The organism is Luteimonas sp. MC1895, from assembly GCF_016457215.1.
Taxonomy (GTDB): Bacteria; Pseudomonadota; Gammaproteobacteria; order Xanthomonadales; family Xanthomonadaceae; genus Luteimonas.
The window spans coordinates 697,869-722,248 of the sequence record NZ_JAEMDY010000001.1 but is presented as its reverse complement, the minus strand read 5'-3'; the positions used below and the strand labels follow the sequence as shown (position 1 = coordinate 722,248).

Annotated in this window: 23 protein-coding genes; 3 read left to right on the top strand and 20 right to left on the bottom strand. The window is 73.1% G+C overall.

The annotated features are described in order from the left end of the window. Positions 1 to 2: 2 nt before the first annotated feature. Positions 3 to 1,430, top strand: a complete 1,428-nt coding sequence (gene creC, locus JG616_RS03165; RefSeq protein WP_199391655.1) for a two-component system sensor histidine kinase CreC — start codon at positions 3 to 5, stop codon at positions 1,428 to 1,430. Between the two features lie 90 nt (positions 1,431 to 1,520). Next, on the top strand, positions 1,521 to 2,852 hold the full coding sequence (gene creD, locus JG616_RS03160) for a cell envelope integrity protein CreD (protein WP_199361173.1): 1,332 nt from the start codon (positions 1,521 to 1,523) through the stop codon (positions 2,850 to 2,852). Positions 2,853 to 2,864: 12 nt separating this feature from the next. Here creD and JG616_RS03155 read toward each other — a convergent pair whose 3' ends face one another. The 18 genes from JG616_RS03155 to JG616_RS03070 all read right to left on the bottom strand — a co-directional run bounded on the left by JG616_RS03155 (position 2,865) and on the right by JG616_RS03070 (position 22,164). Beyond that, entirely contained in the window at positions 2,865 to 3,611 is a 747-nt protein-coding gene (locus JG616_RS03155) for a class I SAM-dependent methyltransferase (protein ID WP_199361175.1), read from the bottom strand. A 94-nt stretch (positions 3,612 to 3,705) separates the two neighbouring features. Further along, positions 3,706 to 4,251: a phosphatase PAP2 family protein gene (locus JG616_RS03150; RefSeq protein ID WP_199361177.1), complete on the bottom strand. Its 546-nt coding sequence runs from the start codon at positions 4,249 to 4,251 to the stop codon at positions 3,706 to 3,708. Then, positions 4,229 to 5,380 carry a glycosyltransferase family 1 protein gene (locus JG616_RS03145; RefSeq protein ID WP_199391654.1) on the bottom strand — a complete coding sequence of 384 codons (1,152 nt, stop codon included), beginning with the start codon at positions 5,378 to 5,380 and terminating at the stop codon, positions 4,229 to 4,231. The genes JG616_RS03150 and JG616_RS03145 overlap by 23 nt, the downstream gene beginning before the upstream one ends. Before the next feature lie 79 nt (positions 5,381 to 5,459). Then, positions 5,460 to 6,608, bottom strand: coding sequence for a porin (locus JG616_RS03140; RefSeq protein WP_199391653.1), 1,149 nt, complete (start codon positions 6,606 to 6,608; stop codon positions 5,460 to 5,462). 104 nt (positions 6,609 to 6,712) lie between these two features. Then, entirely contained in the window at positions 6,713 to 7,411 is a 699-nt protein-coding gene (gene gspN, locus JG616_RS03135) for a type II secretion system protein N (protein WP_199391652.1), read from the bottom strand. Next, the gene (gene gspM, locus JG616_RS03130; protein WP_199391651.1) at positions 7,408 to 7,902 is read right to left on the bottom strand and encodes a type II secretion system protein GspM; all 495 of its coding nucleotides are present in this window, start codon (positions 7,900 to 7,902) and stop codon (positions 7,408 to 7,410) included. Before gspM ends, gspN begins: the two co-directional genes overlap by 4 nt. Continuing rightward, a complete protein-coding gene (gene gspL / locus JG616_RS03125; RefSeq protein ID WP_199391650.1) occupies positions 7,899 to 9,002 on the bottom strand; it encodes a type II secretion system protein GspL in 1,104 nt (367 codons plus the stop codon). The genes gspM and gspL overlap by 4 nt, the downstream gene beginning before the upstream one ends. After that, on the bottom strand, positions 8,999 to 10,033 hold the full coding sequence (gene gspK, locus JG616_RS03120; RefSeq protein ID WP_199391649.1) for a type II secretion system minor pseudopilin GspK: 1,035 nt from the start codon (positions 10,031 to 10,033) through the stop codon (positions 8,999 to 9,001). Before gspK ends, gspL begins: the two co-directional genes overlap by 4 nt. Beyond that, positions 10,030 to 10,623, bottom strand: coding sequence for a type II secretion system minor pseudopilin GspJ (gene gspJ / locus JG616_RS03115; protein WP_199391648.1), 594 nt, complete (start codon positions 10,621 to 10,623; stop codon positions 10,030 to 10,032). Before gspJ ends, gspK begins: the two co-directional genes overlap by 4 nt. After that, on the bottom strand, positions 10,620 to 11,033 hold the full coding sequence (gspI, locus tag JG616_RS03110) for a type II secretion system minor pseudopilin GspI (RefSeq protein ID WP_199391647.1): 414 nt from the start codon (positions 11,031 to 11,033) through the stop codon (positions 10,620 to 10,622). Before gspI ends, gspJ begins: the two co-directional genes overlap by 4 nt. Beyond that, complete coding sequence (locus tag JG616_RS03105; RefSeq protein ID WP_199391646.1) at positions 11,017 to 11,469, bottom strand: GspH/FimT family pseudopilin; 453 nt, start codon at positions 11,467 to 11,469, stop codon at positions 11,017 to 11,019. Before JG616_RS03105 ends, gspI begins: the two co-directional genes overlap by 17 nt. A 9-nt stretch (positions 11,470 to 11,478) precedes the next feature. After that, positions 11,479 to 11,967, bottom strand: coding sequence for a type II secretion system major pseudopilin GspG (gene gspG / locus JG616_RS03100; RefSeq protein ID WP_199391645.1), 489 nt, complete (start codon positions 11,965 to 11,967; stop codon positions 11,479 to 11,481). A gap of 12 nt (positions 11,968 to 11,979) precedes the next feature. Next, positions 11,980 to 13,185: a type II secretion system inner membrane protein GspF gene (gene gspF, locus JG616_RS03095; RefSeq protein ID WP_199391644.1), complete on the bottom strand. Its 1,206-nt coding sequence runs from the start codon at positions 13,183 to 13,185 to the stop codon at positions 11,980 to 11,982. Beyond that, on the bottom strand, positions 13,172 to 14,731 hold the full coding sequence (locus JG616_RS03090) for an ATPase, T2SS/T4P/T4SS family (RefSeq protein ID WP_199391643.1): 1,560 nt from the start codon (positions 14,729 to 14,731) through the stop codon (positions 13,172 to 13,174). The genes gspF and JG616_RS03090 overlap by 14 nt, the downstream gene beginning before the upstream one ends. After that, the gene (gene gspD / locus JG616_RS03085) at positions 14,728 to 16,809 is read right to left on the bottom strand and encodes a type II secretion system secretin GspD (protein WP_199391642.1); all 2,082 of its coding nucleotides are present in this window, start codon (positions 16,807 to 16,809) and stop codon (positions 14,728 to 14,730) included. Before gspD ends, JG616_RS03090 begins: the two co-directional genes overlap by 4 nt. Further along, positions 16,806 to 17,645, bottom strand: a complete 840-nt coding sequence (locus JG616_RS03080; RefSeq protein WP_199391641.1) for a type II secretion system protein N — start codon at positions 17,643 to 17,645, stop codon at positions 16,806 to 16,808. Before JG616_RS03080 ends, gspD begins: the two co-directional genes overlap by 4 nt. A gap of 143 nt (positions 17,646 to 17,788) precedes the next feature. Continuing rightward, a complete protein-coding gene (locus JG616_RS03075) occupies positions 17,789 to 20,566 on the bottom strand; it encodes a TonB-dependent receptor (protein WP_199361208.1) in 2,778 nt (925 codons plus the stop codon). An 89-nt stretch (positions 20,567 to 20,655) separates the two neighbouring features. Beyond that, entirely contained in the window at positions 20,656 to 22,164 is a 1,509-nt protein-coding gene (locus JG616_RS03070) for a hypothetical protein (RefSeq protein WP_199361210.1), read from the bottom strand. 425 nt (positions 22,165 to 22,589) lie between these two features. Here JG616_RS03070 and JG616_RS03065 point away from each other — a divergent pair, with 425 nt between their 5' ends. Next, positions 22,590 to 23,279 (top strand): TonB family protein, encoded by a 690-nt coding sequence (locus tag JG616_RS03065; RefSeq protein WP_199391640.1) that lies wholly within the window; start codon positions 22,590 to 22,592, stop codon positions 23,277 to 23,279. A gap of 21 nt (positions 23,280 to 23,300) precedes the next feature. Here the strand turns inward: JG616_RS03065 and nth are convergent, their stop codons facing one another. After that, on the bottom strand, positions 23,301 to 23,981 hold the full coding sequence (gene nth / locus JG616_RS03060) for an endonuclease III (RefSeq protein WP_199391639.1): 681 nt from the start codon (positions 23,979 to 23,981) through the stop codon (positions 23,301 to 23,303). Continuing rightward, positions 23,978 to 24,379, bottom strand: coding sequence for a hypothetical protein (locus JG616_RS03055; protein WP_199391638.1), 402 nt, complete (start codon positions 24,377 to 24,379; stop codon positions 23,978 to 23,980). Before JG616_RS03055 ends, nth begins: the two co-directional genes overlap by 4 nt. Position 24,380 lies beyond the last annotated feature (1 nt).

Below are 24,380 nucleotides of genomic sequence, written 5' to 3'. Positions count from 1 at the left end.
GCATGCGCATCGGCCTGCGCATCCTGCTCGGCTACTTTGTGATCGTGGCGCTGGCCGCGCTGCTGCTGGGCCAGGTGTTCCTGCGCGAGGTCAAGCCGGGGGTGCGCCAGGCGATGGAGGACACGCTGGTGGATACCGCCAACGTGCTGGCCGAGCTGGCCACCGACGACTTCCTCGCGGGCCGGATCAACGAGGGCGCCTTCGCCAGCCGCGTGCGCGCGCTGGCCGGACGCGACATCGGTGCCGGCATCTGGGGCTTCGAGAAGCGCGAGTCGAGCTACCGCATCACCATCGCCGACGCGCGCGGCATCGTGGTCTTCGACTCCGCCGGACGCGAACTGGGCGCCGACCATTCGCGCTGGAACGACGTCCACCTGACCCTGCGCGGACGCTACGGCGCGCGTTCCACGCGCGGCGACCCGGACGACGACGCCAGCTCGGTCATGCACGTGGCGGCGCCGATCCGCGACGGCGCACGCATCGTCGGCGCGCTGACCGTGTCCAAGCCCAACCGCGCGATGGCGCCGTTCATCGCGCGCAGCGAGGGCGTGATCCTGCGCTGGGGCCTGGTGCTGCTCGGCACCGCGCTGCTGGTGGGGCTGTCGGCCGCGTGGTGGCTGTCGCGCCAGCTCGGCGCGCTGCGCCGCTACGCCGACGCGGTGACCGCCGGCGAACGCGCGTCGCCGCCCGACGCCGCCGGCGAGTTCGGCGACCTGGGCCGGGCACTGGAAACCATGCGCGAACGCCTCGAGGATCGGCGCTACGTCGAACGCTACGTGCACACGCTGACCCATGAGCTGAAGTCGCCGCTGGCGGCGATCCGCGGCTCGGCCGAGCTGCTCGAATCGCCGCTGCCCGAGGCCGACCGCCGACGTTTCGCCAGCCACATCGGCACGCAGAGCGAACGCATGGCGGGGATGATCGACAAGCTGCTGGCGCTGGCGGCGGTCGAGCACCGCCAGCGGCTGGAGCACGCCGCGCCGGTGGATCTCGCCGCGGTGGCGCGCGAGGTCGCGGACGCGGTGATGCCGCGACTGCGCGCCGCGGGCGTCGACCTGGCGCTGGACGCGGACGAACCGCTGCCCAGCCCTGATGGTGACGCCTTCCTGCTGCGCCAGGCGCTGGAGAACCTGGTGGACAACGCGATCGCCTTCTCGCCGCGCGGCGGCACCGTCGCGGTGGCGCTGCGGGTCGACGCCGCGGGCGTGCGCATCGAGGTGGCCGACGACGGCCCCGGGGTCCCGGACTTCGCGCTCGAGCAGGTCTTCGCCCGCTTCTACTCGCTGCCGCGCCCGGGCGAGGGCGGCCGCAGCAGCGGCATCGGCCTGACCTTCGTCGCCGAGGTGGCCCAGCTGCACGGGGGCCACGCGGCGCTGCACAACCGCGCGGGCGGTGGCGCGCTCGCCTCGCTGGTGCTGCCCGTCGGCTGATCGCGGCGCTTCACCCCCGCCTCACCGTCGCGCCGCGCTGCGCACATCCCGCAGCGGCAGCCTGTGCTTGGTTTCCAACGGGAGTGGGACATGCGCTTGTGGGTGAAGATCCTGATGGTGGCGGCGATGACGGTTGCGATCCTGGTGCCGCTGTCGATGGTGCGCGGCGTGGTCCAGGAGCGGCAGGCGCGGCGCGCGGAGGCGGTGACCGGCATCGCGGCCAGCCACGGCGGCCGCCAGGTGCTGTCCGGTCCGGTGCTGGTGGTCCCCTACAGCGAGGAGGTGCGCGAGCAGGTCGCCGATCCGGCCGGGGTCATGCGCACGACGCTGCGCCGGCGCACGCGGCACTGGACCTTCTTCCCGGAAGCCCTGGTCGTGGACGGTGCGCTGGCGCCGGAGGTCCGCCGGCGCGGGCTGCACGAGGTCCGGGTGTACCAGTGGCAGGGCACGCTGCAGGCACGCTTCGACGCCAGCATCCCCGACGACGCGCCCGAGGGCAGCGACCGCCGCATCGGCGAGCCCTGGCTGGCCTTCGGGATCGCCGACGTGCGTGGCCTGCGCGACCTGCCGCGGCTGCAGGTCGACGGGCGCCCGCTCGCCCTGGTCGAGGGCATCGGCCACGAGGACGGGCCCGGCGTGCATGCGCGGCTGGACACGCCGGTGCCCGGTGCGCGCCTCGCCTTCGGCAGCCGGCTCGAGCTCGAGGTGCGCGGCACCGAATCGTTCGCGATGCTGCCGCTGGCGCGCGACAACGACCTGCGGCTGCGCTCGAGCTGGCGGCACCCGCGCTTCGAGGGACTGTCGCCGGTGCACGACATCGGCCAGGCGGGCTTCGAGGCGCGCTGGAAGCTGGCCTCGCTCGCCACCGAAGCCCAGGCCCGCTACCGCCGCCATGCGTCGCTGGCGCACACCGCCGGCACCGGCGATCCGGACGCCGCCGGCGTGACCCTGGTCGATCCGGTGAACGCCTACCTGCAGGCGGAGCGCGCCACCAAGTACGGCCTGCTGTTCGTGCTGCTGACCTTCATCGCCTTCTTCATGTTCGAACTGATCCGGCAGCAGCCGATCCACCCGATCCAGTACGCCCTGGTCGGACTCGCGATCGCGGTGTTCTTCCTGCTGCTGGTCAGCCTGGGCGAACACATCGCCTTCGGCCTGGCCTACCTGGCGGCGGCGGTGGCCTGCATCGGCCTGATCGGGTTCTACCTGTCGGCGGTGCTGGGCGGCGCGGCGCGCGGCGCCGGTTTCGCCGCGATGCTGGCGACCCTGTACGCCGCGCTCTACGGCCTGCTGGTGTCCGAGGACAACGCCCTGGTGCTGGGCGCGGGGCTGCTGTTCGTGGTCCTGGCCGCGATCATGGTGGTGACCCGCAGGATCGACTGGTACCGCGTCGGCGCGGGCATGCCGGCGACGGCGCGCTGAGCCGTGGCGTGCTCAGTTGCCGACGGTCGTCGCCCGGCGCATGAACAGCAGCAGGAAGTGGAAGAATTCGGCGCGCGGTGCCAGCGCGTGTCCGACCACCTCCCAGCCCTCCTTCTTCGCCTCGCGCGCGTAGGCCGCCGCACCCGTGGCGGGCGTGATCCGGCGCTCGGTGGTCTGGTAGAAGTCCGCCCGTCGCGCCATCTGCTGCTCGAAGCTGGGCGTGGCGAAGCGCGGGTCGGCGTTCATCTGCTCGGGATCGGTGATGAAGTTCAGCGCCAGCACCACGTGCGGCGCCTCCGGGTCGAAGTAGCGGAAGACCGCGGGCATCGCGTCGAAGTGCTCGCAGTAGTCGTAGTAGACGCCGCCGAGGTTGTTGTCGAGCACGATCAGGTCGTAGACGCCGAGCCGCGGATCGCCCTCGTTGAGCATGCGGAAGCTGTCGCCGTGGATCGCGGTGACGTTGGGCGCGAGCTTGCCGGCGAGCTTGGCGTAGTCCTGGTCGATGTCGCACAGGTGCGCGGTCCCGGCCCGGTCGACGTAGCTGTGCGACATGTTGATGCCCGAGCCCGAGAACGGATCGAGGATGCGCGGCCGGTGCAGCGGGAAGCCGTGCGCGGCGCAGTGCCAGAACACGGTGTCCATGTGGAACTGGACCCGCGGGTAGTTGCGCATCGGCGGCAGCATGGTCTGGAGGGTGTTGATGCCGGCGATCGCGGCGCGCCGGGTCCAGAAGTGGAAGTCCTTCGAACTCAGTCCCATGGGGCTCCCCTGCGGTGGGCTGCGGCCGATGGGCATCGGCTGCTACCCGGTTCTACGCGGCGGGGCGCCGGGACCGGCCAGCGCGCCGCGGAGCTCAGCCCGGCAGCAGCGGCAGGCCGAGGCGCAGCGACAGGGCACCCAGGCCTCCGCCGATGAGGAGCGCCGCCAGCACGTCGCTGGGCCAGTGCAGGCCCAGCACCACGCGCGACAGCGCCACCAGGGCCGTGAACGGCAGCAGCAGCCAGGCCAGCTGCGGATAGTGGGCCAGGGCGACGATGCTGAAGGACACCGCATGCAGCGTGTGTCCCGAGGGAAAGCTGAACTCGTCCAGCGGCGCGATCCAGGCGCGGATCCGCACGTCGGCGGCGAACGGCCGCGGACGGCGCGTCCGGCGCTTGAGCGTCGTGTACAGCAGCAGGGCCAGCGCGCCGGTCGCGGCCATGTGTGCCGAGGCGCGCAGGCCGTCGACGCCGTCGGCCAGCACCATCGCCGCCATCAGCAGGTACCAGCCGATCCCGTCGCCCAGCCGGCTGACGGTGGCGAAGACCTGCAGCACGCCGGTCCGTGCGCACCAGGCGTTGGTGCGCAGGCACAGCAGGCGGTCGCCGGCGAGGCGGTCAGGCGAGGGCGGCGTGGGCATCGGCAGGGCTCCCGCGGCGGGCGATGCCGTGCAGCACCGCGTCGAAGTCCGCGGCGACCTGCGCCGGGCGCAGCGACTGCACGGCGGTGCGGGCCGCCGCGCCCATCGCGCGGCGCGACGCGTCCTCGAGCGACAGGCGGCAGGCGGCGGCGATGAAGCCGGCCTCGTCGTGCGGGTCGATGGCGGCGCCGTGCGCGCCATGGCGCAGGTGCTCGGCAGCGGCGCCGTAGCGGAAGGCCACCGTCGCCAGCCCGCTGGCCATGGCCTCGATGGTCACGTTGCCGAAGGTCTCCGAGAGGCTCGGGAACAGGAACAGGTCGGCGCTGGCGAAGTGGCGGGCCAGCGCTTCGCCGCGCTGCAGGCCGCAGTGGATGAAGTCGGGGTTGGCCTCGCGGATGGCGGCCATGCCGGGGCCGTCGCCGACCCAGACGAATCGCGCGTCCGGACGCAGGGCCTGCAGCGCGCGGAAGGCGCGGATCGCCAGCTCGAGGTTCTTTTCCGCGGCGATGCGGCCGACGTGGATCACGGCGAGGTCGTCGGGGCCCAGGCCCCAGCGTGCACGCAGCGCCTCGTCGCGGTGGGCGGGATCGAAGCGCCGGGTGTCGACGGCGCGCGCCAGGTGCACGACCCGGCTGAAGGCGAGCGTCTCCAGTTCGGTGCGCAGCTTCCGGGTCGGGACCAGGGTGGCCGCGGAGCGGTTGTGGAAGCGCCGCATCCACGCCAACGCCACCGGCTGCAGCAGGGGCAGGCCGTAGTCGCGCATGTAGTGGTCGAAGCGGGTGTGGAAGCCCGAGGAGACCGGGATGCCGAGGGCGCGTGCGGCGCGCATCGCCGACCAGCCCAGGGGGCCTTCGGTGGCGATGTAGACCGCGTCGGGGCGGTTCCGGCGCCAGCGCCGGCGCAGCCGCGCCGCCGCCGGCAGGCCGAACCGCAGGCCGGCGTACAGCGGCAGCCGCAGTCCGGCGGTCAGCAGCTGGCCATCGCCGCCCGGGTCCTGCCGGTGCTGGCGCGGGCGCACCAGCTCCACCTCGTGGCCGCGGCCGCGCAGGCCCCGCTCCAGCTCGCGCACGGTCAGGGCGACGCCGTTGACTTCGGGCGGATAGGTCTCGGTGACGATGGCGTAGCGCATGGAGGGCTCCGGTTTGACCGAAGCCTGGCGCGCCAGGGTGTCGTCCGTGTGGCGGTTTGACGACGCCCGTGTGACGCGATTACCAGTGCAGCTGGACGCGCGCCTCGAGGATCGACGGATCGTCGTCGATGCGGGCTCCGGTCGCCGGGTCGGTGCGCCGGCTGGCGACGTCGACGTAGTTCAGCATCAGCTTGGTGTTGTTGCGCCAGTACCAGTTGACGCCGACCGTCCAGGCTTCCATGCGGCCCCCGCGCACCGCGCCGTCGTCGAGGTCGAGCTGGTCGTAGCGCAGGCCGAACTGCCACAGGCCGGCGTCGGCGACGCTGGTGCGCGGCAGGCCGCCGCGGTAGCCCCAGGTGCCACCGCCGGGCGTCCACAGGGCGCTGGCGTAGCCGCCGCTGGCGTCATAGCCGGGATTGCCGATGCGGTCGGCGCTGGCCAGGAAGTACTCGCCCTGCAGCTTGAGCGGACCGCTGATCCACATCGCCTCCACGCCGGTGGTCGCCAGGCGGTCGACGTCGGCCAGGGCACCGCTGTCGACCATGCGCACGGCCGCCATGTCGGCGTTCGGGCGCGCGCGCAGGCGCAGCGCATCGGCCTCGGTGTCGCGGTCGACGTGGCTCAGGCCCAGGTGCAGCACGCGGCCGTCCTCACGCACCGGTGCCCACCAGCCGCGCGCGCCATAGCCGGCGCCGCCCGCGTCGTCGTCGAGGTTGCGGCCAAACCAGCTGACGGTGGCGCCGTGGTCCTCGGCGTCATAGCCCCACGAGGCGCCGAGGCGGCGGCCGGTGGCGAAGGTGCTGGTGGCCGCGGCCTTGGCGATGAAGTCGTTGTTGCGCGACGAGGACAGCTCCTCGAGGCTGTTGGGCTGCTTGGACTGGCCGAACAGCAGGGTGTGCTTCGGCGCACCGTCGCCGCCGAACGACCAGGTCAGGTTGTTGTCGAGGTAGGTCTCGTTGTAGACGTCGTAGCCGAGCACCCAGCCGAGGCCGCCGGGGCCGCTGCCCTTGAGCGCCAGCTCGAAACGGCGCACGCCGGTGGCGCGGTCACGGCCGTCCGGGCGCGCGTCGAGGTCAAGCACGTCGTTGTCGAACCAGTAGCCGTCGACCTGGAACATGCCCTCGAACGCCACGTCGGAGCCCGCGACCGTGCCCAGCGGCACCTCGGCGTGGGCGGGCACCAGGCAGGCGGCGGCAAGGAGGACGATGGGCGGCAACAGGAATTTCATGGGATCGTCGCGGGACTGTCATGCGGGGGACCGTGAAGTCTAGCGTGCGCGCCGGTGACGGCCCGGGGACGGTGCGTCCCATCGCGGGGCGCCTTGCAGCGCGTTCAGTGGGATCCGGGGGCCTCGATGAGCCGGCTGAGCCCGCCCGGCGCGTCCTGGAAGCCATGGGCCACCAGCGCTGCCCGCAGCACTGGATCGTCGCTCCGCGCCAGCGCCTGCAGCGAGCGGCGGCCGTCCGCCTCCACGGTCAGGGTGGCTTCGAGCCACAGCGGGCCGGCCGCGTCCTCGGGCAGGAGTGCGAGCCGGCCGACGGCGCCATCGCAGGCCGGCGTTCCCGCCAGCCGCAGCGGCGGCAGCACATCGCCCGGCACCGCCACGTCCACCCGCACCCGGCCGCCGGCCTCGCGGCAGCCGCCGGCGTCGAACAGCAGGCGCGCATCCTCCAGCGAGGCGCGCAGCCCAAGACCCGACACCGCGGGCAGCGGCAGCAGGCCGCTGGCGCCGGACATGCCGCGCACCGGGCCGGCATGCAGCGACAGCGACGCCTGCGGGGTCCGCAGCCGGATGCGCTGGCGCCCCGCCAGCAGCGGCAGCGGCGCCAGGCCTGCGCGCACGTCGCCCAGCGCGACGCCATGCCACCGCGCCTGGCGCAGGCGCCCCCGCCACACGCTCCCGTCGACGCCGGCAGCGGACAAGCCGGGCGGCAGCCCGAGCTGCGTCACCGCAAGCTGCAGCGGCGCAGCGAGCAGCATCGCGACGGAAAAGGCGCCGGCGAACCACAGGGCCAGGCCGCGCGCGCTCACCGCGCAGCCCCGCCGCCGAATCCGACCTCGGCGCGCAGCTGGCCGTCCGCGCGTTCCACGCGCAGCGTCGAAGGCGCCACACCCCGCGCCTCGACCAGCCCACCGAGCCAGCCGAACAGCGCCGGCGACGCCGCGCGGTCGAATTCGACGACGAAGGCGCCCTCGGCGTTGGTGCGCTGGCGGCCGGGCGCCAGGCCGGCGTCACGCGCGCTGTCGAGGACCAGGCGCTGCAGCGCTTCCCCGCCGGGGGCCGCGCTGCGCGCGCCGCCGTGCCCGCCAAGGGCCGCGACGTCCGCCTCGACGGCCTGCAGCGCCGCCGCGGCGTGGTCATGGCGTGCCTCGGCCGCGTCGTACAGGCTGCGCAGCGGCCACAGCAGGCCGTACCACCAGGCGAAGCAGGCCAGCAGCGCCGCCATGAGCGCGAGCATGGCGCGCTCGCGCGGTTCGCGGGCCTGCCACCAGCGGCGCAGGCGGACCACGGTGTCGTTCATGCCGCAGGCTCCAGGACCAGGCCGGTGTGCAGGCCGCCGGCGACGTCGACGCTGCCGCCTTCCACCAGCTCCCAGCCGTCGCCACGCAGGAAGCCGCGCAGGGCTTCGAGGTCCCTGGCATCGCGATGGAACAGCAGGGCACGCAGGCGGTCGCCGCGCGCGTACTCGAGCTCGACGAGGTGCGTGCCGGGGCGCGCCGCCACCGCCGCGAACAGCGCACCGGAGGCGGCGGCGAACGCACGCGGCTCGCGCAGGGCGCGCAGGCGCCCGGCCTGGCCGTCGGACGTGCCCGCCGTGGCCGCGCCGCCCTGGGCCGCCGGCAACGCGGCGTCCAGCACCGCGACGGCACGTGACTCCAGGGCGCGCGCGGCCAGCTCGAGCCGCAGCGCCTGGGCCGCGACCAGCAGCAGCGGCGAGGCGGCCAGGGCCACGGCCAGCCAGGCCAGCCGCCGCCCGGAGGGGCGGCGCCCGCCCGCCGCGGGTGCGAAGTCGCCCTGCAGCAGGTCCAACGGCGGCTGCAGGGCGCGGGCGGCGAGCCGTTCGAAGCCACCGTCGAAGCGCGACGGTTGGCGGTCGCCCAGCACCCGGCGGGCGAGCCCGGGCTCGGCGCTGAAGGCCATGCCGTCGCCGCGGACCAGCCAGCGGTCGCCGGCGTCGAACAGGTGCACGGCGCCTGCGTCCGGATCGGGCAGGAGCAGCGCTTCCGGCACCGCCGCGTCGGGCCGCAGGCCGAGGGCGGCCGCCTGCGCCAGCCAGCCGCGCAGGCTGTCGGCGTCGACGGCGGCGACGGTCCGCAGCGCGGCACCGTGGTCGGCATCCAGCACGACGTGCAGCGCGACGGGGCGCGCGAGCCTGCCCGCCAGCAGCGCACGGGCGGCGGCCAGGGCCTGCGCCTCGCTGTGCGCGGCCAGCGGCAGCTGCTCGATGCGCACCGGTCCGCCGGGCACGACCAGCACGGTGCGCCGCGCATCCGGCGCATCGGGCGCGGCCGTGCCCGGTGGCAGCGTCGCCTGCGCTCGCACGCGGCCGCCGTCGTCCAGGTCCAGCAGGCGGGCGTCGTCCGCGCCGTCGGGCGGGAGGAACAGGATGCGGGTGCTCATTCGTCGTGTGTCCAGCGGCGCGCCACCAGGCGCGCGGGGCCTTGGGAGTCGCGGTCGAACAGCGCGCTCAGCACCACTTCGGCGCCGGCATGCTCGACCCGGGTTTCGAGCGCGAACCAGCGAGTGCGCAGGCTGATCTGCTGTAGCGCATGGTCGGGCAGGCCGGCGGCGCGGATCGCGGGCTGCGCCGCGAAGGCCTGCAGGTCGGGCCAGCCCCCGGCCGGGCGCGCGGCCAGCACGCGCCGGGCCGCCGCCGTGTCCAGCCGGTTGTCGCCCAGCATCGCCAGCAGCACCGCGTCGCCGTCTTGCAGCGTATTGACGTTGATCGGCGACAGCGCGGCCTCGGGCTGGGCGCAGACGTGCGGGCGCAGCCGCGCATAGGCGGCGGCATCGTGGGCGGCGATGGCGCGCAGTTCGCTGGCCTCGGCCAGCAGGGCGCCCGACGTGCGGGCGCCCGGGCTGCGTGCGGCATAGGCCGGATCCTCGGCGCCGGCGGGGCCCGGGTGCGGGTCCTGGTCGATCCAGTCGACCAGCGCGTCGGCCATCGCGTTGGCCCTGGCGGTGTCGAATTCCAGCGCCTCCAGCAGGGCCAGGTATTGCTGCACGCCGGCCTCGCGCCGGCGCCACTGGCCCGGCGCGCCCTCGACCACGCTGTTGAGGTTGAAGCAGGCGCTGGCGTCGTCGAGCCGCACCTGCATCACGCCGCCGTCGATCGGGAACAGGAAGGGACGCCCGTTCCAGCCGCCAGCGAGGGTGGTCCGGCCGTCGCGGTCGAGCTGGTGGATGCGGGCGCGGGCGAGCTGCTCGCTGCCCAGCGCGTACCACTGCGCCTGCGCCAGCGCCTGCGCGTTGCCGGTGCGGCGCAGCGCGAAGCGGATGTCGTCCATGACCGCGACCAGCAGCACGGTCATCACCGCCACCAGCAGGAGCACGGTCAGCAGGGCCGCGCCGGACTGGGCCGCGCGACGCGGTGCGCGGCGGCGCGCAAGGCCTGGACGGTTGGATGGCCGCGGAACCGGGGTGCGAATCATGGCGCCATCCCCGGCAGCAGGAAGCGCTGGCGGACCCGGCCGACCGACTCGAGTTCGAGCTCCAGTTCCACCGCTTCGGGCAGCGTGGTCGCGCCGCCGCGCCAGCCGTCGTTCCAGGCCCGGTCGGTGAAGTACGCCACGCGCGCGGCGGTGATGCCGTCCAGCAGGACGCGCGCAGCCGGCGCGGTGGCACTGTCGAGCGATGCGCGCGCGCTCCGCTCCAGGCGGCCATCGGCGATGCGGTATTCGACGTATTCCAGCGAGGCGCGCGCCGCGCCGTCCGGGTTCTCGTGGCCGCGGCGTACGAAGGCGAACAGCGGTCCGGCCTCGCCGGGCCGTCCGCCGATGAAGGCATGGCGCCCGGCGCTGCCGTCCGCGCGGCGCACCAGGCGCACGGCGGCCTGCGAGAGGTCGGTGCGCAGGAGCGCGCGCGCGCGCTGCAGCTCGCCCAGCCGGTCCATGCGCTCGCGCAGCACGCCCTGGCTGTCGGCGGCGTAGGCCATCACGGCGACGCCGGCCGCGGCGATCAGGCCGAAGATCGCCAACGACGCCATGACCTCGAGCAGGGTGAAGCCGCCGGCCTGCCTCATTGCGGCATGCTCCGGAACAGCGACACCTCGGCCGCCACTCGTGACTCGCCGGGCGGCGACACGCGGATGTCGACGCGCAGCAGGTCCGGGTCGGCGGTCGCGGCGGTGGTGCGGGTCCAGCGCCAGTCGCGGCCGCCGGCGTCCTCGTGGCCTTCGGCATCCGGACCCAGTTCGCGCAGGTGGACCACGGCGGCTTCGACCGCGACGCTGTCGGCGACGATGGCGGCCAGCACGCGCTCCTCGATCGCCACCGCCGTGCGCGTGCTTTCGCCGGCCAGGTTGAGCAGGCCGAGCACGGCCAGCGCGAACACCACCAGGGCGACGAGCATCTCGATCAGGGAGAAGCCGGCGCCGTGGCGGCCGCCGCGCTCGGCGCACGAACGCCCGCCGGCGTCAGCGATGCTGGCCATCGACCTTCACCGCGCCGCCGCCGTCGACCGAGACCCGCACGCGCTCGCCGTCGCGCAGCAGCACCAGGGCGGCTGGCGTGGCCGCGCCGGTGGGATCGAAGCGGATCGCCAGCGGCGCATCGCGCCGGGCCAGCTGCGGCCGGGTGCCCGGCGTCCAGTCCACGGCGGCGAAGGCGCGGCCGTCGATGGGCTGCCAGCCCTCGAAGCGGCGGCGCGAGAAGCCGTAGCCGCGCGCGGTCACCGCCACCTCCACCGCGCGCATGCCGAGGATGGCTTCGTCGCGTGCGTGGCCCAGGCGGGCGGCGAACCTGTCGGCGTCCTTCCGCAGCATGTCGTCACCGGTGGGCAGGGTCAGCGCCACGGCCGCGCCGGCCAGGCCGATGACGACCAGGGTCACCATCAGCTCGACCAGGGTGAAGCCACGCGCGCGCCGCATGCTCCGGCCTCAGCGCCAGTTGCCGATGTCGGCGCCGTCGCCGTCGCCGCCCTCGGCCACGTCGGCGCCGAAGGAGTAGACATCGAAGCCGCCGCTGCGGCCGGGCTGGCGGTACTGGTAGGCCTGGCCCCACGGATCCTCCGGCAGGCGGCGGATGTAGCCGCCCTTGCGGTAGCGCTCCGGCCGCGCGAGGCCCGATGGCGCCGTCAGCAGTGCGTCCAGCCCCTGCGCGGTGGTCGGGTAGGCCATGTTGTCGAGCCGGTAGGTCTCCAGCGCCTGCTCGAGCACCGAGATGTCGGCGCGCGCCTTTTCGGCCATCGCGCGGTCCTGGCTGGGCATGACGTTGATCATCACCACCGTCGACAGCAGGCCGATGATCACGATCGCGACCATCAGTTCGACCAGGGTGAAGCCGGCACCGCGATGACGGCCCGCGCGCGTGGCGTGGTGGCGACGCAGGCGGGATGCAGGAAGGAAGGGGTGGGTGCGGTGGTGCATGTCGGCCTCCGGTCAGCCGGCCACGAGGGCGTTGAACTGCAGGATCGGCAGCAGGATGGCCAGCACGATCACCGCCACCATCGCGCCCAGCACGATGATGATCAGGGGTTCGAGCAGGCTCATCGCCGCCGTGGTGAAGGTGTTGAACTCGCGTTCGAGGTAGTCGGCGGCGCGGTCGAGCATCGGCGCCAGGCGCCCGCTGTCCTCGCCGCTGGTGGCCATGTACAGCAGCGTCGGCGGGAACACCGCGGCGCGCTTCATCGCGCCCGACAGGCTGCCGCCCTCGCGGATGACCTCGACCATCGACTCGGTGGCCTCGCGCAGCACGCTGTTGCCGACGGTGCGCGCGGTGATCGCCAGGCCCTCGATCAGCGGCAGGCCGCTGTCCGACATGGTGGCCAGCGTGCGTGCCATGCGCGCGGCGTGGACGTCGCGCAGCAGGCGGCCAATCAGCGGCAGGTGCAGCAGCGCGCCGTCGAAGCGGCGGCGCAGCGCGGGTCGGCGCAGCAGCCGCGTCGTGGCGAACGCGGCTGCCGCCAGCAGCACCAGCAGCGGCAGCCACCCGGCCACCAGCAGTTCGGACACGCCGATGACCAGGCGCGTGAGGAGCGGCAGCTCGCGGCCCATCGACTCGAACTGCTCGACGACTTTCGGCACCACGAAGACCATCAGTGCGATCACCACCAGCACCGCGGTCACCGCCAGCGCGGCCGGGTAGACCAGGGCCGAGACCAGCTTGCCGCGCACCTGCTGGTCGCGCTCGTGCAGGTCCGCCAGGCGCTCGAGGATCTGCGGCAGCGCGCCGGTGCCTTCGCCCGCCGCGACCATGGCGCGGTACAGCGGCGGGAACGCGCGCGGCTCGCGGCCCATCGCATCGGACAGCCGGAAGCCCTCGACCACGCGCGCATGCGTGGCCATGACCACGCGGCGCACCGGCGCGCGCTCGGACTGGCTGCCGATGGTGCGCAGCGCTTCCTCCAGCGGCGCCACGGCCACCAGGGTGGCGAGCTGGCGGGTGAGCAGGGTGAGGTCCTTGGCGCGGAACCGGCCGCCGCCGCGCGACGCCTGCTCCGCCCGCACGGTGGCGGCCTCGATGCGCACCGGCAGCAGGCGGCGGTCTTCCAGCAGGCGCCGCGCTTCGGCGGCATTGCCGGCGTCGACCACGCCCTCGCGGCTGCTGCCCTGGACGTCGAGCGCGGAATACTCAAACGCCGCCATGGTCCTGCAACTCCTGGCGGGTGACGCGCATGGCTTCCTCGAGCGTGGTCTCGCCACGCAGCACGGCGGCACGGGCCGCGTCGCCCAGGCGCTGGCCGCCGGCAAAGGCCGCGGCGGCAAGGGCATCCTCGTCGGCGTTGCCACCGATCAGCTGGCGCAGGCGCTCGTCGATCTCCAGCGCTTCGTGGATGCCCAGGCGGCCGGCGTAGCCGGTGTGGCTGCACAGGGCGCAGCCGGTTGCGCGGTAGAGCGTGGCGTCGATGTTTGTGTCGGCATCGACATCGGCGTTGACGTTGGCGTCGGCCACGGACCCAACGCGATGGGCGTCGCGGCCGGCAACCAGAAGTCGCAGCGCGCTGGTGCGGCCCTCGCCGGTGACGGGTTCGCGGCATGCCGTGCACAGCCGCCGCAGCAAGCGCTGGGCCAGCACCAGGCGCAGGCTCGAGGCCAGCAGGAAGGGTTCGATGCCCATGTCGCGCAATCGCGTGACCGCGCCCGGCGCGTCGTTGGTGTGCACGGTCGACAGCACCAGGTGGCCGGTGAGGCTCGCCTGCACCGCGATCTGTGCGGTCTCGGGATCGCGCACCTCGCCGACCATCACCACGTCCGGATCCTGGCGCAGGATGGCGCGCAGCCCGGTGGCGAAGCTCATGCCCACGCGCGCGTTGACCTGGGTCTGTCCGACGCCGTCGATGGCGTACTCGACCGGGTCCTCGACGGTCAGGATGTTGCGGCGGCCGTCGTTGAGCGAGGCCAGCGCGGAATACAGCGTGGTGGTCTTGCCGGCGCCGGTGGGGCCGGTCACCAGCACGATGCCGTTGGGCTGTCGAAGCGCGCGCCGGAGCGCTTCGAGCACGTGCGCCTGCATGCCCAGGCCCTCCAGCGTCAGCGTGCCCTGGTCCTTGTCGAGGATGCGCATCACCACACGCTCGCCGCCGCGCGCGGGCAGGGTGGACACGCGCACGTCCAGCGCCTTGCTGCCCATCGTCAGGCCGATGCGGCCGTCCTGCGGCAGGCGCTTCTCGGCGATGTCCAGGCGCGCCATCACCTTCACGCGCGACACCAGCAGCGGGGCGATGCGGCCGGGCAGGCGCAGCGCCTCGCGCATCACGCCGTCCACGCGCATGCGCACGACCAGGCCGGATTCGAAGGGTTCGATGTGGACGTCGGAGGCGCCGATGCGCGCGGCTTCGGCGATCAGGCCGTTGATCAGGCGGATCACCGGCGCGTCGTCCTGCGCGTCGAGCAGGTCGGCGGTGGCGGGGATGTCGCCGGCCAGCGCGTCGAGGTCGCCGGGGAGATCCAGTTCGCCGCCGGCGCCGGCCATGGCGGCGTCGGCATAGAGCTCGGACAGGCGGCAGTCGAAGACGCTGCGTGGCAGCACTTCGACGTCGAGCTCCACGCCCAGGCTGCGCCGCACTTCCAGCAGGACCACGGGATCGGCGTCCTCGCGCAGCCCCACGCGCGCGCGCGCGCCCAGCGCCAGCAGCACCACGCCCTGGTGCTTGGCGAAGGCGTAGGCGAGTGCGGGAAGAGGTTCGCTCATTCGGGATCGGCGGCGGGAGACGGCGACACCGGCGCGGCGACAGGCGCGGAGAGGGGCGCAGGTGCGGGCGCGGGCATCGCAGGGCCCGGCATCGACGGTGGCGTCGTTCGCAGGTAATCCCGCACCAGCTCGTCCAGCGCGGTCTCGCGCTCGCCCATCACCGGCAGCTGGCCGCGCATGTAGCCGTAGCGCCCGGCGCTCATCGCCTGCGCGTCGGCGGTGCTGCGCACGATGGTCGGGCGGATGAACACCATGAGGTTGGTCTTGTCGCGCGAACGCGAGCGGTGGCGGAACAGGTGGCCGACGATCGGGATGTCGCCCAGCAGCGGGACCTTCGACAGCGTGTTGCGGTCGCTCTGGTCGAGCAGCCCGCCCAGCGCGACGATCTCGCCGTCGTCGACCAGCACCCGCGTCTCGACCTCGCGCTTGTTGAGCACCAGCTCCGAGAAGTCGTCGCTGACCGGGCCGGCGATCGACGACACTTCCTGGCGCAGGGTCAGGGTGATGCCGCCGCCGGCGTTGATCTGCGGCGTGACCTCGAGCTGGATGCCCACGTCCTGGCGCTCGATGGTGCGGAAGGGGTTGGAGTTGTTGTCGCCCAGCACCTCGCCGCTGGTGGTCGGCACTTCCTGGCCGACGAGGATCCGCGCCTCCTCGTTGTCGAGGGTCAGGATCGAGGGCGTGGACAGCAGGTTGGACCCGGTGTCGCTGTTCACCGCGTCGATGATCAGGCCGAAGGTCGCGTTGTCGTTGCTGCCGGCGATGCCGCCGAGCGCACCGTTGATGCCCAGCAGCGACTGCACCGCCGCGCGGCGGGCGAGGTCGAGCACGCCGTCGTCGTCGCCGTTGCCTGCCCGGCGCTGCTGTTCGGCATACCAGCCGCCAGCCAGCGGCATGATCCCGGTGCCGGCGCCGGGGTGCTGGGTGGCGAGGAAGGGCACGTTGCTGCCTTCCTTGCCCGCCACCAGCAACTGGGCACCGAGTCGGCGCGCGGCGTTGTCGGAGATCTCGACCACGATCGCCTCCACCAGCACCTGTTCGCGGCGGGTGTCGAGCTGGGTGATGACATCGACCAGCAGCCGCTGGGTCTCGGGGTCGGCGTTGATGATCAGCGCGTTGGAGCCGGGATAGCGCACGATCGTCGGGCGCTTGCCGGGCATCGCGCTGATCACCTGGGCGCTGGTGGTGTCGCCCGCCGCCGCCGTGCCTGCGGCCGCGGAGCCGGCGGCGCCGTCGCCGTCGGGCGACTGGCCGACCAGCTGCTGCAGCACCGGCAGCAGTTGTTCGGCGCTGGCGTGCTGCAGGCGCACCACGCGCACGCCGCCGGTGCGCTCGGCGCGGCGGTCGAGCTCGAGGATGGTCTGCACCACGCGCTGCACGGCGCTCGGCGCGCCACGCACCACGATCGAATTGCTGCCCTCGACGGCCTGGATCGACAGCTGGCCGCCGCGGCCTTCGCCGCCGCCAAACAGCTGGGTGACGGTGGCCGCGACTTCGCGCGCCGAGCTGTTGCGCAGCGTCACGGTGTCGATGCCGGCGGTGTCGCTGTCGATCTGCGCGACCAGGCCGCGGATGCGTCGGATGTTGTCGGCGTAGTCGGCGATCAGCAGCGCGTTGCCCTGGGGCGTCGGCGCCACCACGCCGCCGCGGCCGATCAGCGGCTTGAGGGTCTCGGCGGCGATGCGCGCGTCGACGGTCGACAGCGGCAGCACCTGGGTGGTGAAGGCGGATGCGCCGTAGCCGCCGCCGGGAGACTGCAGCGCTTGGGCGTCGGGCACCACCCGGTACGCGCCGGGGCCGGCGCTCAGCGCGACCAGGCCATTGGCCCGCAGCACCGCGAGCAGCACCCCGAGCAGCTCCGACTCGTCCATGGCGACGTCGCGGGTGATGCTGACGCTGCCCTGCACGGCGGGATCGATGATGAAGGTGGTGCCGGTGGCGCGCGCCACGTCCTGGATGAAGGCGCGGATGTCGGCGTCCTGCGCGGTCACGCCAGCGCCCGACTGGGCGTAGGCCTGGGGGGCGGGATGCGCCGCCAGCGCGAGGACGAGGGCGGCGGCGAGGAATCGCGGGTTCACGGTGTCGGTGCCTGCAGGGTCGCGCTGCGGATCTGGCCGTCGCGGCGGTAGGTGAAGGTGATGGTGGAGGCGCGGCCCAGGGTCTCGGCCAGGGCCGCGTGGCGCTCGGCATCCAGCGCCTCGTTGTTGACCGACAGCAGCACGTCGCCGGCCTGCAGTCCGGCCTGGCGCAGGACGGCGTCGTTGCCGCGCGGAACCACGGTGTAGCCGGCGACGCGGCCGTCGGTCTCCTCCGGACGCAGCCCCATGGCACCCAGCAGTGCCGCCGGATCGACTTCGGGCACGGGCGCGACGGCGGCCGGTGCGGCCGACCGCAGCGCGGCGCTCGCTCCGGCGGTCGCCGGCGTGACCGGCGCCGGCACGCGCACCGGCGTTCCCTCCGGCAGCACGAAGTGCAGCGCATGCCGGCTGCCGCCGTCGTCGAGCAGCACGTGGTCGGCCTGCACCCCGGCCAGCACCACGCCCGGGGCGACTTCCTCGCCGACGGCATGGCTGCGCTGCGGACCGTCACGCAGCGCGAGGATGGCGCTGCCACCGGTCGCCGCGGGGCGGACCGCGAACAGGCGCAGGCCCGAGGTGTCGGCGGGCGTCGTGGCATCGCGCCGGGGATGGAAGGCGTCGATCGACAGGCGCGCGGGTTCGGCGTGCTGTCGGGGGATCAAGTCCGCCGCGGCGGACGTCGGGGGTGCAGGCGGCAGCAGCAGCCACGCCAGGCGCGCGGCCTGGCATGCCAGCAGGACCACGATGACGACTTCGATCGCGCGCACCAGCCTGTCCCGGCCGCCAAGCCTGGCCAGCACGACGTGGGGATCTCGAAGGGCGGAAAGCGTGGGCATGTCCGGTCGTCCTGGCGCGAGGGCCGCGCCGCTGCGACAGCATGCGAACGTTTCGTGACAGGCTGGTTTCAGGTGACACATTGCGGTCGCATGGGCGGCGGCCGCTCCGAGGTGGGGCGCGCGGCCCGCCGCCCGCCATCCGCTCAGAACCCGGTCGAGATGCTGAACGAGTACGAGACGCCCGGGTCGTAGCGCAGCACGTGGATCTTCTGGCCGCCGCCACCCTCGATGTACTCGTCGACCTCGTTGTCGAGGATGTTGCGGGCCGCGAAGCCCAGGGTCACCGGGGTCTCGCCGAAGCGCATGGTCCTGCGCAGCACGAAGTCCAGGGTCAGGCCCGGCTCTTCCATCAGGTCCTGGCGCAGGTTGTTGCCGCGCGCCGAGATGCGCTCGCTGACGTAGTTGGCGATCAGCGTGGCCTGAAGGTCCTTGGCCGTGTTCTCGATGCCGAGCTGGAGGTTGGCGATGTGCTCCGACTGGCCCTGCAGCGCGCTGCCGTCGAGGATCAGGCTGCGCGCCGGCTGGGTGATGCCGGTGCCGCTGTCGAGCGCCACGGTGTCGCCTTCGGCGGCGCTCACTTCGGACTGCGTCCAGGTGTAGTTGGTGGCGAGATACAGGCGGTTGCCGTCCCACCACTCCGCCGCGAACGCCGGGTCGAAGTACTTCCTGAACTCCAGCTCCGCGCCGTAGACCGTGGCCTCGGGCGCGTTGACGAAGGTCTGCCACAGGGCGTCGCCGCCACCGGTGAACATGATCGCCTCGATCGGCTTGTCGATCTGCTTGTGGAACAGGCCGGCGGTGAAGTACTCGCCCGAGCCGAAGAACCATTCGTAGCGGGCGTCGAGGTTGGTCAGCTCGCTGTCGACCAGCCAGGGGTTGCCGTACAGCTGGCGGTCCTTGTCCGGGTCGGTGTACAGCTGCGGCGACAGCTCGCGGAACTGCGGCCGGGCGATGGTCTGCGAGGCTCCGAAGCGGAGCTGGCGGTTGTCGGCGATGTTCCAGGTCAGGGTCAGCGCCGGCAGCACGTAGTCGTTCTCCAGTGGTGCGATTGCGCCGGCGCGGGCGCCGGTGTAGATGTCGTAGGGATGCACCGCCTGGGTGGCGTCCTCGTGGCGGATGCCGAAGGTGCCACGCAGGTTGGGGGTGATCTCGCCCTCCAGCTGCACATAGGTGCCCAGCACCTTGAGGGTCGCGTCGTAGGCGGCCTGGCCGCCCAGGCCCGTGGTCTCCTCGAGTCGCAGCCAGCCCTGGCTCAGGTTGTAGTCGGAGAACAGGTAGTCGGGGCGCTGGTACGGGAAGTGGACGGGCAGCTGGGCGCCGTTGCCGGGGCCGTCGCCGGCGAAGAAGCGGAACTCTCGCGACCAGGCGTTGCGGTCGTTGTCCATGTACGAGGCGCCGGCGGCAAGCGTAAGCTCGCGCTCGACCGGCAGGCGCCAGGTCAGGTCGACGCCGCCGCTGGCGACCTGGTCCTCCACCGCGCTGAAACGGGTGAAGTTCTCTTGGTTGCGCACCGAGTAGGCCCAGTAGCCGTCACCCTCGTCGCGGAAGCCGATCTGCTTCTCGTAGGGCACGTCGCGGGTCGCCCGCGCCCAGGCGCCGCGCCATTCCAGCTTGACGTCGCCGTACTCGCCGAACGCGTGGCTGCCGCTGAGCTGGTGGTTGATCATCTCGCGCTCGAACCAGCGCGTGTCGTCCTCGCGGTAGCCGTAGCCCGAGACGTAGTCCATGCCGGCGCGGCTGCGTGCTTCCTTGATCGTGTCGTGCACGTACAGCGTGGTCAGGTCGACCCGGTGGTTGCCCCGCGCGTAGCCGACGCCGAACAGGCCGTTGACGCGCGCGTTGTTGCGGGTGCTCAGGAACTCGTAGTCCTTGGCATAGGAGAGCGTCTCGGCGTTGTCGCCGAGGAACACGCCCTGCTCCTGGTCGCCGAAGATGGTGCGCCATTCGTTGTCGAAACCGGCCACGGCGATGAGGCCGAGACGCGCGTCGTCGCCCATGTCGCCGGACCAGCCGGCGCTGAAGCCGAAGTTGGCGTCGGGATCGATGCTGTCGTTTTCCTGCAGCAGGTTCAGGCTGGCGTTCTCGAAGCTGCGGCCGATGCGCGCCAGGTCCTCGTTGCCGAAGTTGGTGCGGTCGATGCGCTTGCCGGTGGCGATCGCATCCTGCAGGGCGCGCGGCGTCTTGCGCGTGCCGTCGTCGTAGCCCCAGTAGTCGTCGCCGCCGCCGCCGTAGTAGGTGAGACCCTTCTCGCCAGTGGTCACGCTGTTGCCGCCGCCGCCCACGCTGACCTTCAAGAAGGGCTCGTCGGGGATGTTGAGCGTCCTGAGGTCGACCACGCCGCCACCGAACTCGCCGGGATAGCGCGCCGAGTAGGTCTTCTGCACCGTCATCGACTGCAGGGCCTCGGCCGGGAACAGGTCCAGCGGCACCACGCGCTGCATCGGCTCCGGGCTGGGCAGGGGCGATCCGTTGAGCAGCGCCGAAGAATAGCGCTCGCCCAGGCCGCGCACGTAGACGAACCTGTCGCCGACGATGCTCACGCCCGACACGCGCTGCAGGGCATCCGCGGCGTCGGAGTCGCCGGTGCGGACGAAATCCTCGCGGGTGACGAACGAGGCGACCTCGGCGGTCTGCAGCATCGGCTCGGGGATGTACTCGCCACGCACCTCGACGGCGTCGAGTTGCACGGCCTGTCCGGCGCCGACCTGTCCTGGCGCCGACTGCCCGGACGTCGTCGCATCGCTCGCCTGCGCGGCGGCGCTGGCCGCCGACTGCGCGATCGTCGCGTGCACGATCGTGGCCTGGGACGGCACCGTGGCCTGGCCGCCGGGGGCTTCGGGCTGCTGGGCCCATGAGACCTGGCAGGCAAGGAGGGTGGTGATCGCGACGGACAGGCCGCTGCGTGACGGAGTGCGCTTCATAGTGGGACCTTGGGCTGTGCGGGATCGGGGCCGGCGTATACGGGAGGGGCGGCCACGAAGGCCGCCCCTTGCTGGAACATCCGGCCCGGTCAGCAGGGCTTGTCTGCGGTCAGGCCGCAGGTCCAGCCCTGCCACCAGGTGTCGTTCGCGTCCCTGACGCCGCCGATGTAGTCGACCTGCTGCAGGAAGGGGTGCTTGCCCGGCAGGTTGGCGGCCGCCGGCACGGCGCTTTCGTTGGCGCCGTTGACGAACACGTTGGTCAGGGTCGAGTTGCCGGCCACGGTGTTGACGCCCGCGGTGAAGGAGGCCTCGGCGGCGGCGTTGTTGAAGGTGTTCGGGCAGGCGAAGAACACCGACTCGAGCACCGCGGTGGTGCCGCGCTCCGGAGTCTCGATGCTGAGGCAGGTGAGGCCCTTGCCCGTGCCGCCCGGCTTGCGGGTGACCACCGTGTTGTAGATCTCCGCGCGCGCGCCGAGGTTCACGGTGAAGCCCGAGCCGTTGCCGCTGCTGCCGCCGGCGCGGCCGACGTAGGTGAAGTTGGCGACGTGCGGGTTGGAGTACTGGGCGGCGGTCAGCGGGATGGTGTTGCTGCTGTTGGTGCCCGACCACTCGTTGAGGTTGTCGCCGGTGCTGTCGCGCTGGACCACGATGCCGAACTGCACGGCGCCGTTCCAGGCCGAGTCGATGTCCAGGCTGTCGTCGCTGGCACCGGTGACCACGATGCGGCGGCCGTTGACCGAGCCGCCGAAGATCTCGATGCCGTCGTCGGAGCTGTTGTGCACCTGGACGTACTCGATCGTGGTGCCGCTGCCGACGCCGCCCATGGTCAGGCCCTGCAGCTCGTTGCCGCCCGAGAAGGCGAAGCCCGAGTAGCGGATCTGCATGTACTGCACCGTGCCCGAGTTGTCGGTGGTCGCGTTGCCGCCGTACATGCCCAGGTCGCCGCCTTCGATGCGGGTCTCGCACTGCGCGGTGCCGGGCTGGAAGTCGCCGATGCAGGTGTTCACCGGCGCTCGGCCGGCGAGCACCAGACCACCCCATTGGCCTTCGGTCTCGTCGCCGGCGCGGCCTTCGACGTCAATCTTCGCGGTCATGATGATCGGCTCGGCAGCGGTGCCCAGCGCGTAGATCTTCGAGCCGCGGTTGACGATCAGCGCGTCGGGGCCGGCCGAGGCGTACAGGGTCACGCCCGGCTCGATGTTGAGGATGCCTTCGCGGGCACCGGCGCGCGGCGTCGCGACGTCACCGCCCATGTCCTCGCCGACGTGGACCGCGCCGTTGATGGCGTAGACGGTGCCGGCCGCCTTGCGCACGGTGAGCTCGCCGATGATGCGCTCGGGCAGTTCGCAGGCGCGGGACTCGGCGATGGTGCCGATGTTGCGGAAGCCGTCGGGGCAGGACGCGGCCGGGCCGGTCGGCGGCGGCGTGGTCGGCGGCGGCTCGGTCGGGGGCGGGTTGCTCGGCGGCGGCGCGGTCGGCGGCGGGAATGCGCCTTCGCCCGGCGAGGCGACGCGGTCGGCACCGCCGCCACAGGCGCTCAGCGCGATCGCCGCGCCGAAGGTCATGACAAGGGTCCTGGAACTGTGGCGCATGGACATCGGTAGGTCTCCGGGAGAAATGGACTGCGGACGCAGCGGTGGAACCGCGGCCGGCGCGCGCCCTGCTGGGCAGCGACCGCTGCGTTCCGGATGAATCGCCGATGGAGACTAGGGGCGGTGCGTGACAGCTTTCTTGCACGCGGATGGCAGCTGCTTTCCGGGCGTCACATGCGACAGGCGCAAGACCGCTGGATGTCGCATGACCGGGAGCCTGCACGCGGGTGCGCCCGTGGTTGCCGGGGGAAAGTGGGTGGCGACGAAGTGGTTTTGCGTGTGTCAGGGCACGACTGGGCGGCCGCTTGTCGGCGCATCCGCGCCGTCCGTCATGAGGGCCGTCGTTTGTAATCGTGCTGTAACCCGCCAGGCGGCCACGCGTAGTGTGATCGGGGCATCACCCACCTGGCGCCTTGCGCGGGAGCTCCATCATGCAGCGGACCACCAATTTCCTTCTTCTCGGGCTTGCCTTGCCCTGTGCCGCGTTCGCATCCGGCGCAGACCTGGCGACGCAGCAGGTCTATACCTACGCGGTCGACCTTGGCGTCGACGGCCGCGTCGCCGAGGTCTCCCCGCACGGACCCGTGTCCGGCGCGGTGGGTGATGTCCTGGTCCGCGAGGCGCGCGGCTGGGTGTTCAACCCGGGCGCCTCGGGCGACGCCGCAGGCACGCGCACCTACCTGCGCGTGGTGGTCGACGAATCGGCGGATGGCAGCTGGCGCGTGGTCTCCGCCACCACCGGTCCGGCGCTGGCCGCGATGACGCCGCCGGCGTATCCGGTGCGCGACCAGCTCGCCGGCAACGAGGGCATGGTGGTGCTGCGCCTGGAGGTGGCCGCGGACGGCAGCGTGCGCGACGCGGGCGTGCACGCCGCAACCGGCACGGTCTCAAGGGCGATGGCGCGCGCGGCCGAGGCCGCCTCGCGCGCGTGGCGTTTCTCGCCGGAGCAGGTGGCCGGCAAGGCGGTTCCGTCGACCCTGCTGTGGCCGGTCTGCTACCTCGGCCCGGCCTCGTCGGTCTCGGCCTGCAGCTGGACCGGCCCCGACGCCCTGCGCTTCTCCAGCAAGACGGTATTGCCGCTGGACCCGACCGTCACCGTCACCTGGACCGCCGCGCGCTGAGCACGGCCGCCGGCGCGGCGCTCAGCGGGGTTCCGCGTCGCGCGTCTTGTCGGGGAAGGTGCAGAGGTCGCGGATCACGCAGGCCGGGCACTCCGGCCGGCGCGCCTTGCAGACATAGCGCCCGTGCAGGATCAGCCAGTGGTGCGCGTCGTGCAGCCAGCGCGCCGGCACGCGCCTGAGCAGCCGGTCCTCGACCGCGCGCACGTCCTTGCCGTGGGCCAGGCCGGTGCGGTTGGAGACGCGGAAGATGTGCGTGTCCACGGCCATGGTCGGCTGGCCGAATGCGGTGTTGAGCACGACGTTGGCGGTCTTGCGGCCGACGCCCGGCAGGGCCTCGAGCGCCTCGCGCGTGCGCGGCACCTCGCCGCCGTGGCGCTCGAGCAGCAGCCGGGCCATCGCCACCACGTTCGCGGCCTTGGCGTTGTACAGGCCGATGGTGCTGATGTAGGGCTTGAGGCCGTCCTCGCCGAGCGCGGCGATCGCCGCCGGCGTGTTGGCCACCGGGAACAGCCGGCGCGTCGCCTTGTTGACCCCCACGTCGGTGGACTGCGCCGACAGCGTCACCGCGACCAGCAGCTCGTAGGGCGTGCTGTATTCCAGCTCGGTCCTGGGGTTCGGGTTGAGCTCGGACAGCCGCACGAAGGTATCTTCGACGTGGGCCTTGGGCATCACCCGGCCGCGCCGCTCGCGCAGCAGGCTCATGCCTGGCCGCCCGCGACGCGCGCGCGGGCGCGGGCCAGCGCCGCCGCGGCGGCGGGGGGCAGGGAGGGTGCAGCGGGGCTCGCGACGCTTGCGCCATCCGGCGCCGCCACACCCGCGCCATCCGGCGCCGCCACATCCGCCGCCGGCGCCACCTGCCTGGTCTCGCGTGCGCGGGCCCGGGCCTGCGCGATGCGCTCCAGGCGCTCTGCGCGCGCGCGATGACGCTCGCGTGCCGCCCACGCCGCGAGCAGGCGCTCGCGGGCGTCGGCCAGCGCCCGGTTCTCGTCTGCTGTCAGCCCGGGCAGCGGCGCGAAGGCCGGCAGGCGCGCGGCGATCGCGGCGTCGACGTCGTCGGCGCGCAGAAGCGCCAGGATCCGCCGGGCCCGTGTCGCGTCCACG

Excerpts from the sequence above, each read along its gene's own strand:
- gspI (WP_199391647.1), bottom strand. The coding sequence starts at position 11,033 with ATGGCCAGCATCGCTGACGCCGGCGGGCGTTCGTGCGCCGAGCGCGGC.
- JG616_RS03150 (WP_199361177.1), bottom strand. The coding sequence starts at position 4,251 with ATGCCCACGCCGCCCTCGCCTGACCGCCTCGCCGGCGACCGCCTGCTG.
- gspJ (WP_199391648.1), bottom strand. The coding sequence starts at position 10,623 with ATGAGGCAGGCCGGCGGCTTCACCCTGCTCGAGGTCATGGCGTCGTTG.
- JG616_RS03145 (WP_199391654.1), bottom strand. The coding sequence starts at position 5,380 with ATGCGCTACGCCATCGTCACCGAGACCTATCCGCCCGAAGTCAACGGC.
- gspM (WP_199391651.1), bottom strand. The coding sequence starts at position 7,902 with ATGAACGACACCGTGGTCCGCCTGCGCCGCTGGTGGCAGGCCCGCGAA.
- JG616_RS03140 (WP_199391653.1), bottom strand. The coding sequence starts at position 6,608 with ATGAAATTCCTGTTGCCGCCCATCGTCCTCCTTGCCGCCGCCTGCCTG.
- gspG (WP_199391645.1), bottom strand. The coding sequence starts at position 11,967 with ATGCACCACCGCACCCACCCCTTCCTTCCTGCATCCCGCCTGCGTCGC.
- gspF (WP_199391644.1), bottom strand. The coding sequence starts at position 13,185 with ATGGCGGCGTTTGAGTATTCCGCGCTCGACGTCCAGGGCAGCAGCCGC.
- gspK (WP_199391649.1), bottom strand. The coding sequence starts at position 10,033 with ATGATTCGCACCCCGGTTCCGCGGCCATCCAACCGTCCAGGCCTTGCG.
- nth (WP_199391639.1), bottom strand. The coding sequence starts at position 23,981 with ATGAGCCTGCTGCGCGAGCGGCGCGGCCGGGTGATGCCCAAGGCCCAC.
- JG616_RS03080 (WP_199391641.1), bottom strand. The coding sequence starts at position 17,645 with ATGCCCACGCTTTCCGCCCTTCGAGATCCCCACGTCGTGCTGGCCAGG.
- JG616_RS03070 (WP_199361210.1), bottom strand. The coding sequence starts at position 22,164 with ATGTCCATGCGCCACAGTTCCAGGACCCTTGTCATGACCTTCGGCGCG.
- JG616_RS03155 (WP_199361175.1), bottom strand. The coding sequence starts at position 3,611 with ATGGGACTGAGTTCGAAGGACTTCCACTTCTGGACCCGGCGCGCCGCG.
- JG616_RS03065 (WP_199391640.1), top strand. The coding sequence starts at position 22,590 with ATGCAGCGGACCACCAATTTCCTTCTTCTCGGGCTTGCCTTGCCCTGT.
- JG616_RS03075 (WP_199361208.1), bottom strand. The coding sequence starts at position 20,566 with ATGAAGCGCACTCCGTCACGCAGCGGCCTGTCCGTCGCGATCACCACC.
- creD (WP_199361173.1), top strand. The coding sequence starts at position 1,521 with ATGCGCTTGTGGGTGAAGATCCTGATGGTGGCGGCGATGACGGTTGCG.
- gspL (WP_199391650.1), bottom strand. The coding sequence starts at position 9,002 with ATGAGCACCCGCATCCTGTTCCTCCCGCCCGACGGCGCGGACGACGCC.
- JG616_RS03105 (WP_199391646.1), bottom strand. The coding sequence starts at position 11,469 with ATGCGGCGCGCGCGTGGCTTCACCCTGGTCGAGCTGATGGTGACCCTG.
- JG616_RS03090 (WP_199391643.1), bottom strand. The coding sequence starts at position 14,731 with ATGAGCGAACCTCTTCCCGCACTCGCCTACGCCTTCGCCAAGCACCAG.
- creC (WP_199391655.1), top strand. The coding sequence starts at position 3 with ATGCGCATCGGCCTGCGCATCCTGCTCGGCTACTTTGTGATCGTGGCG.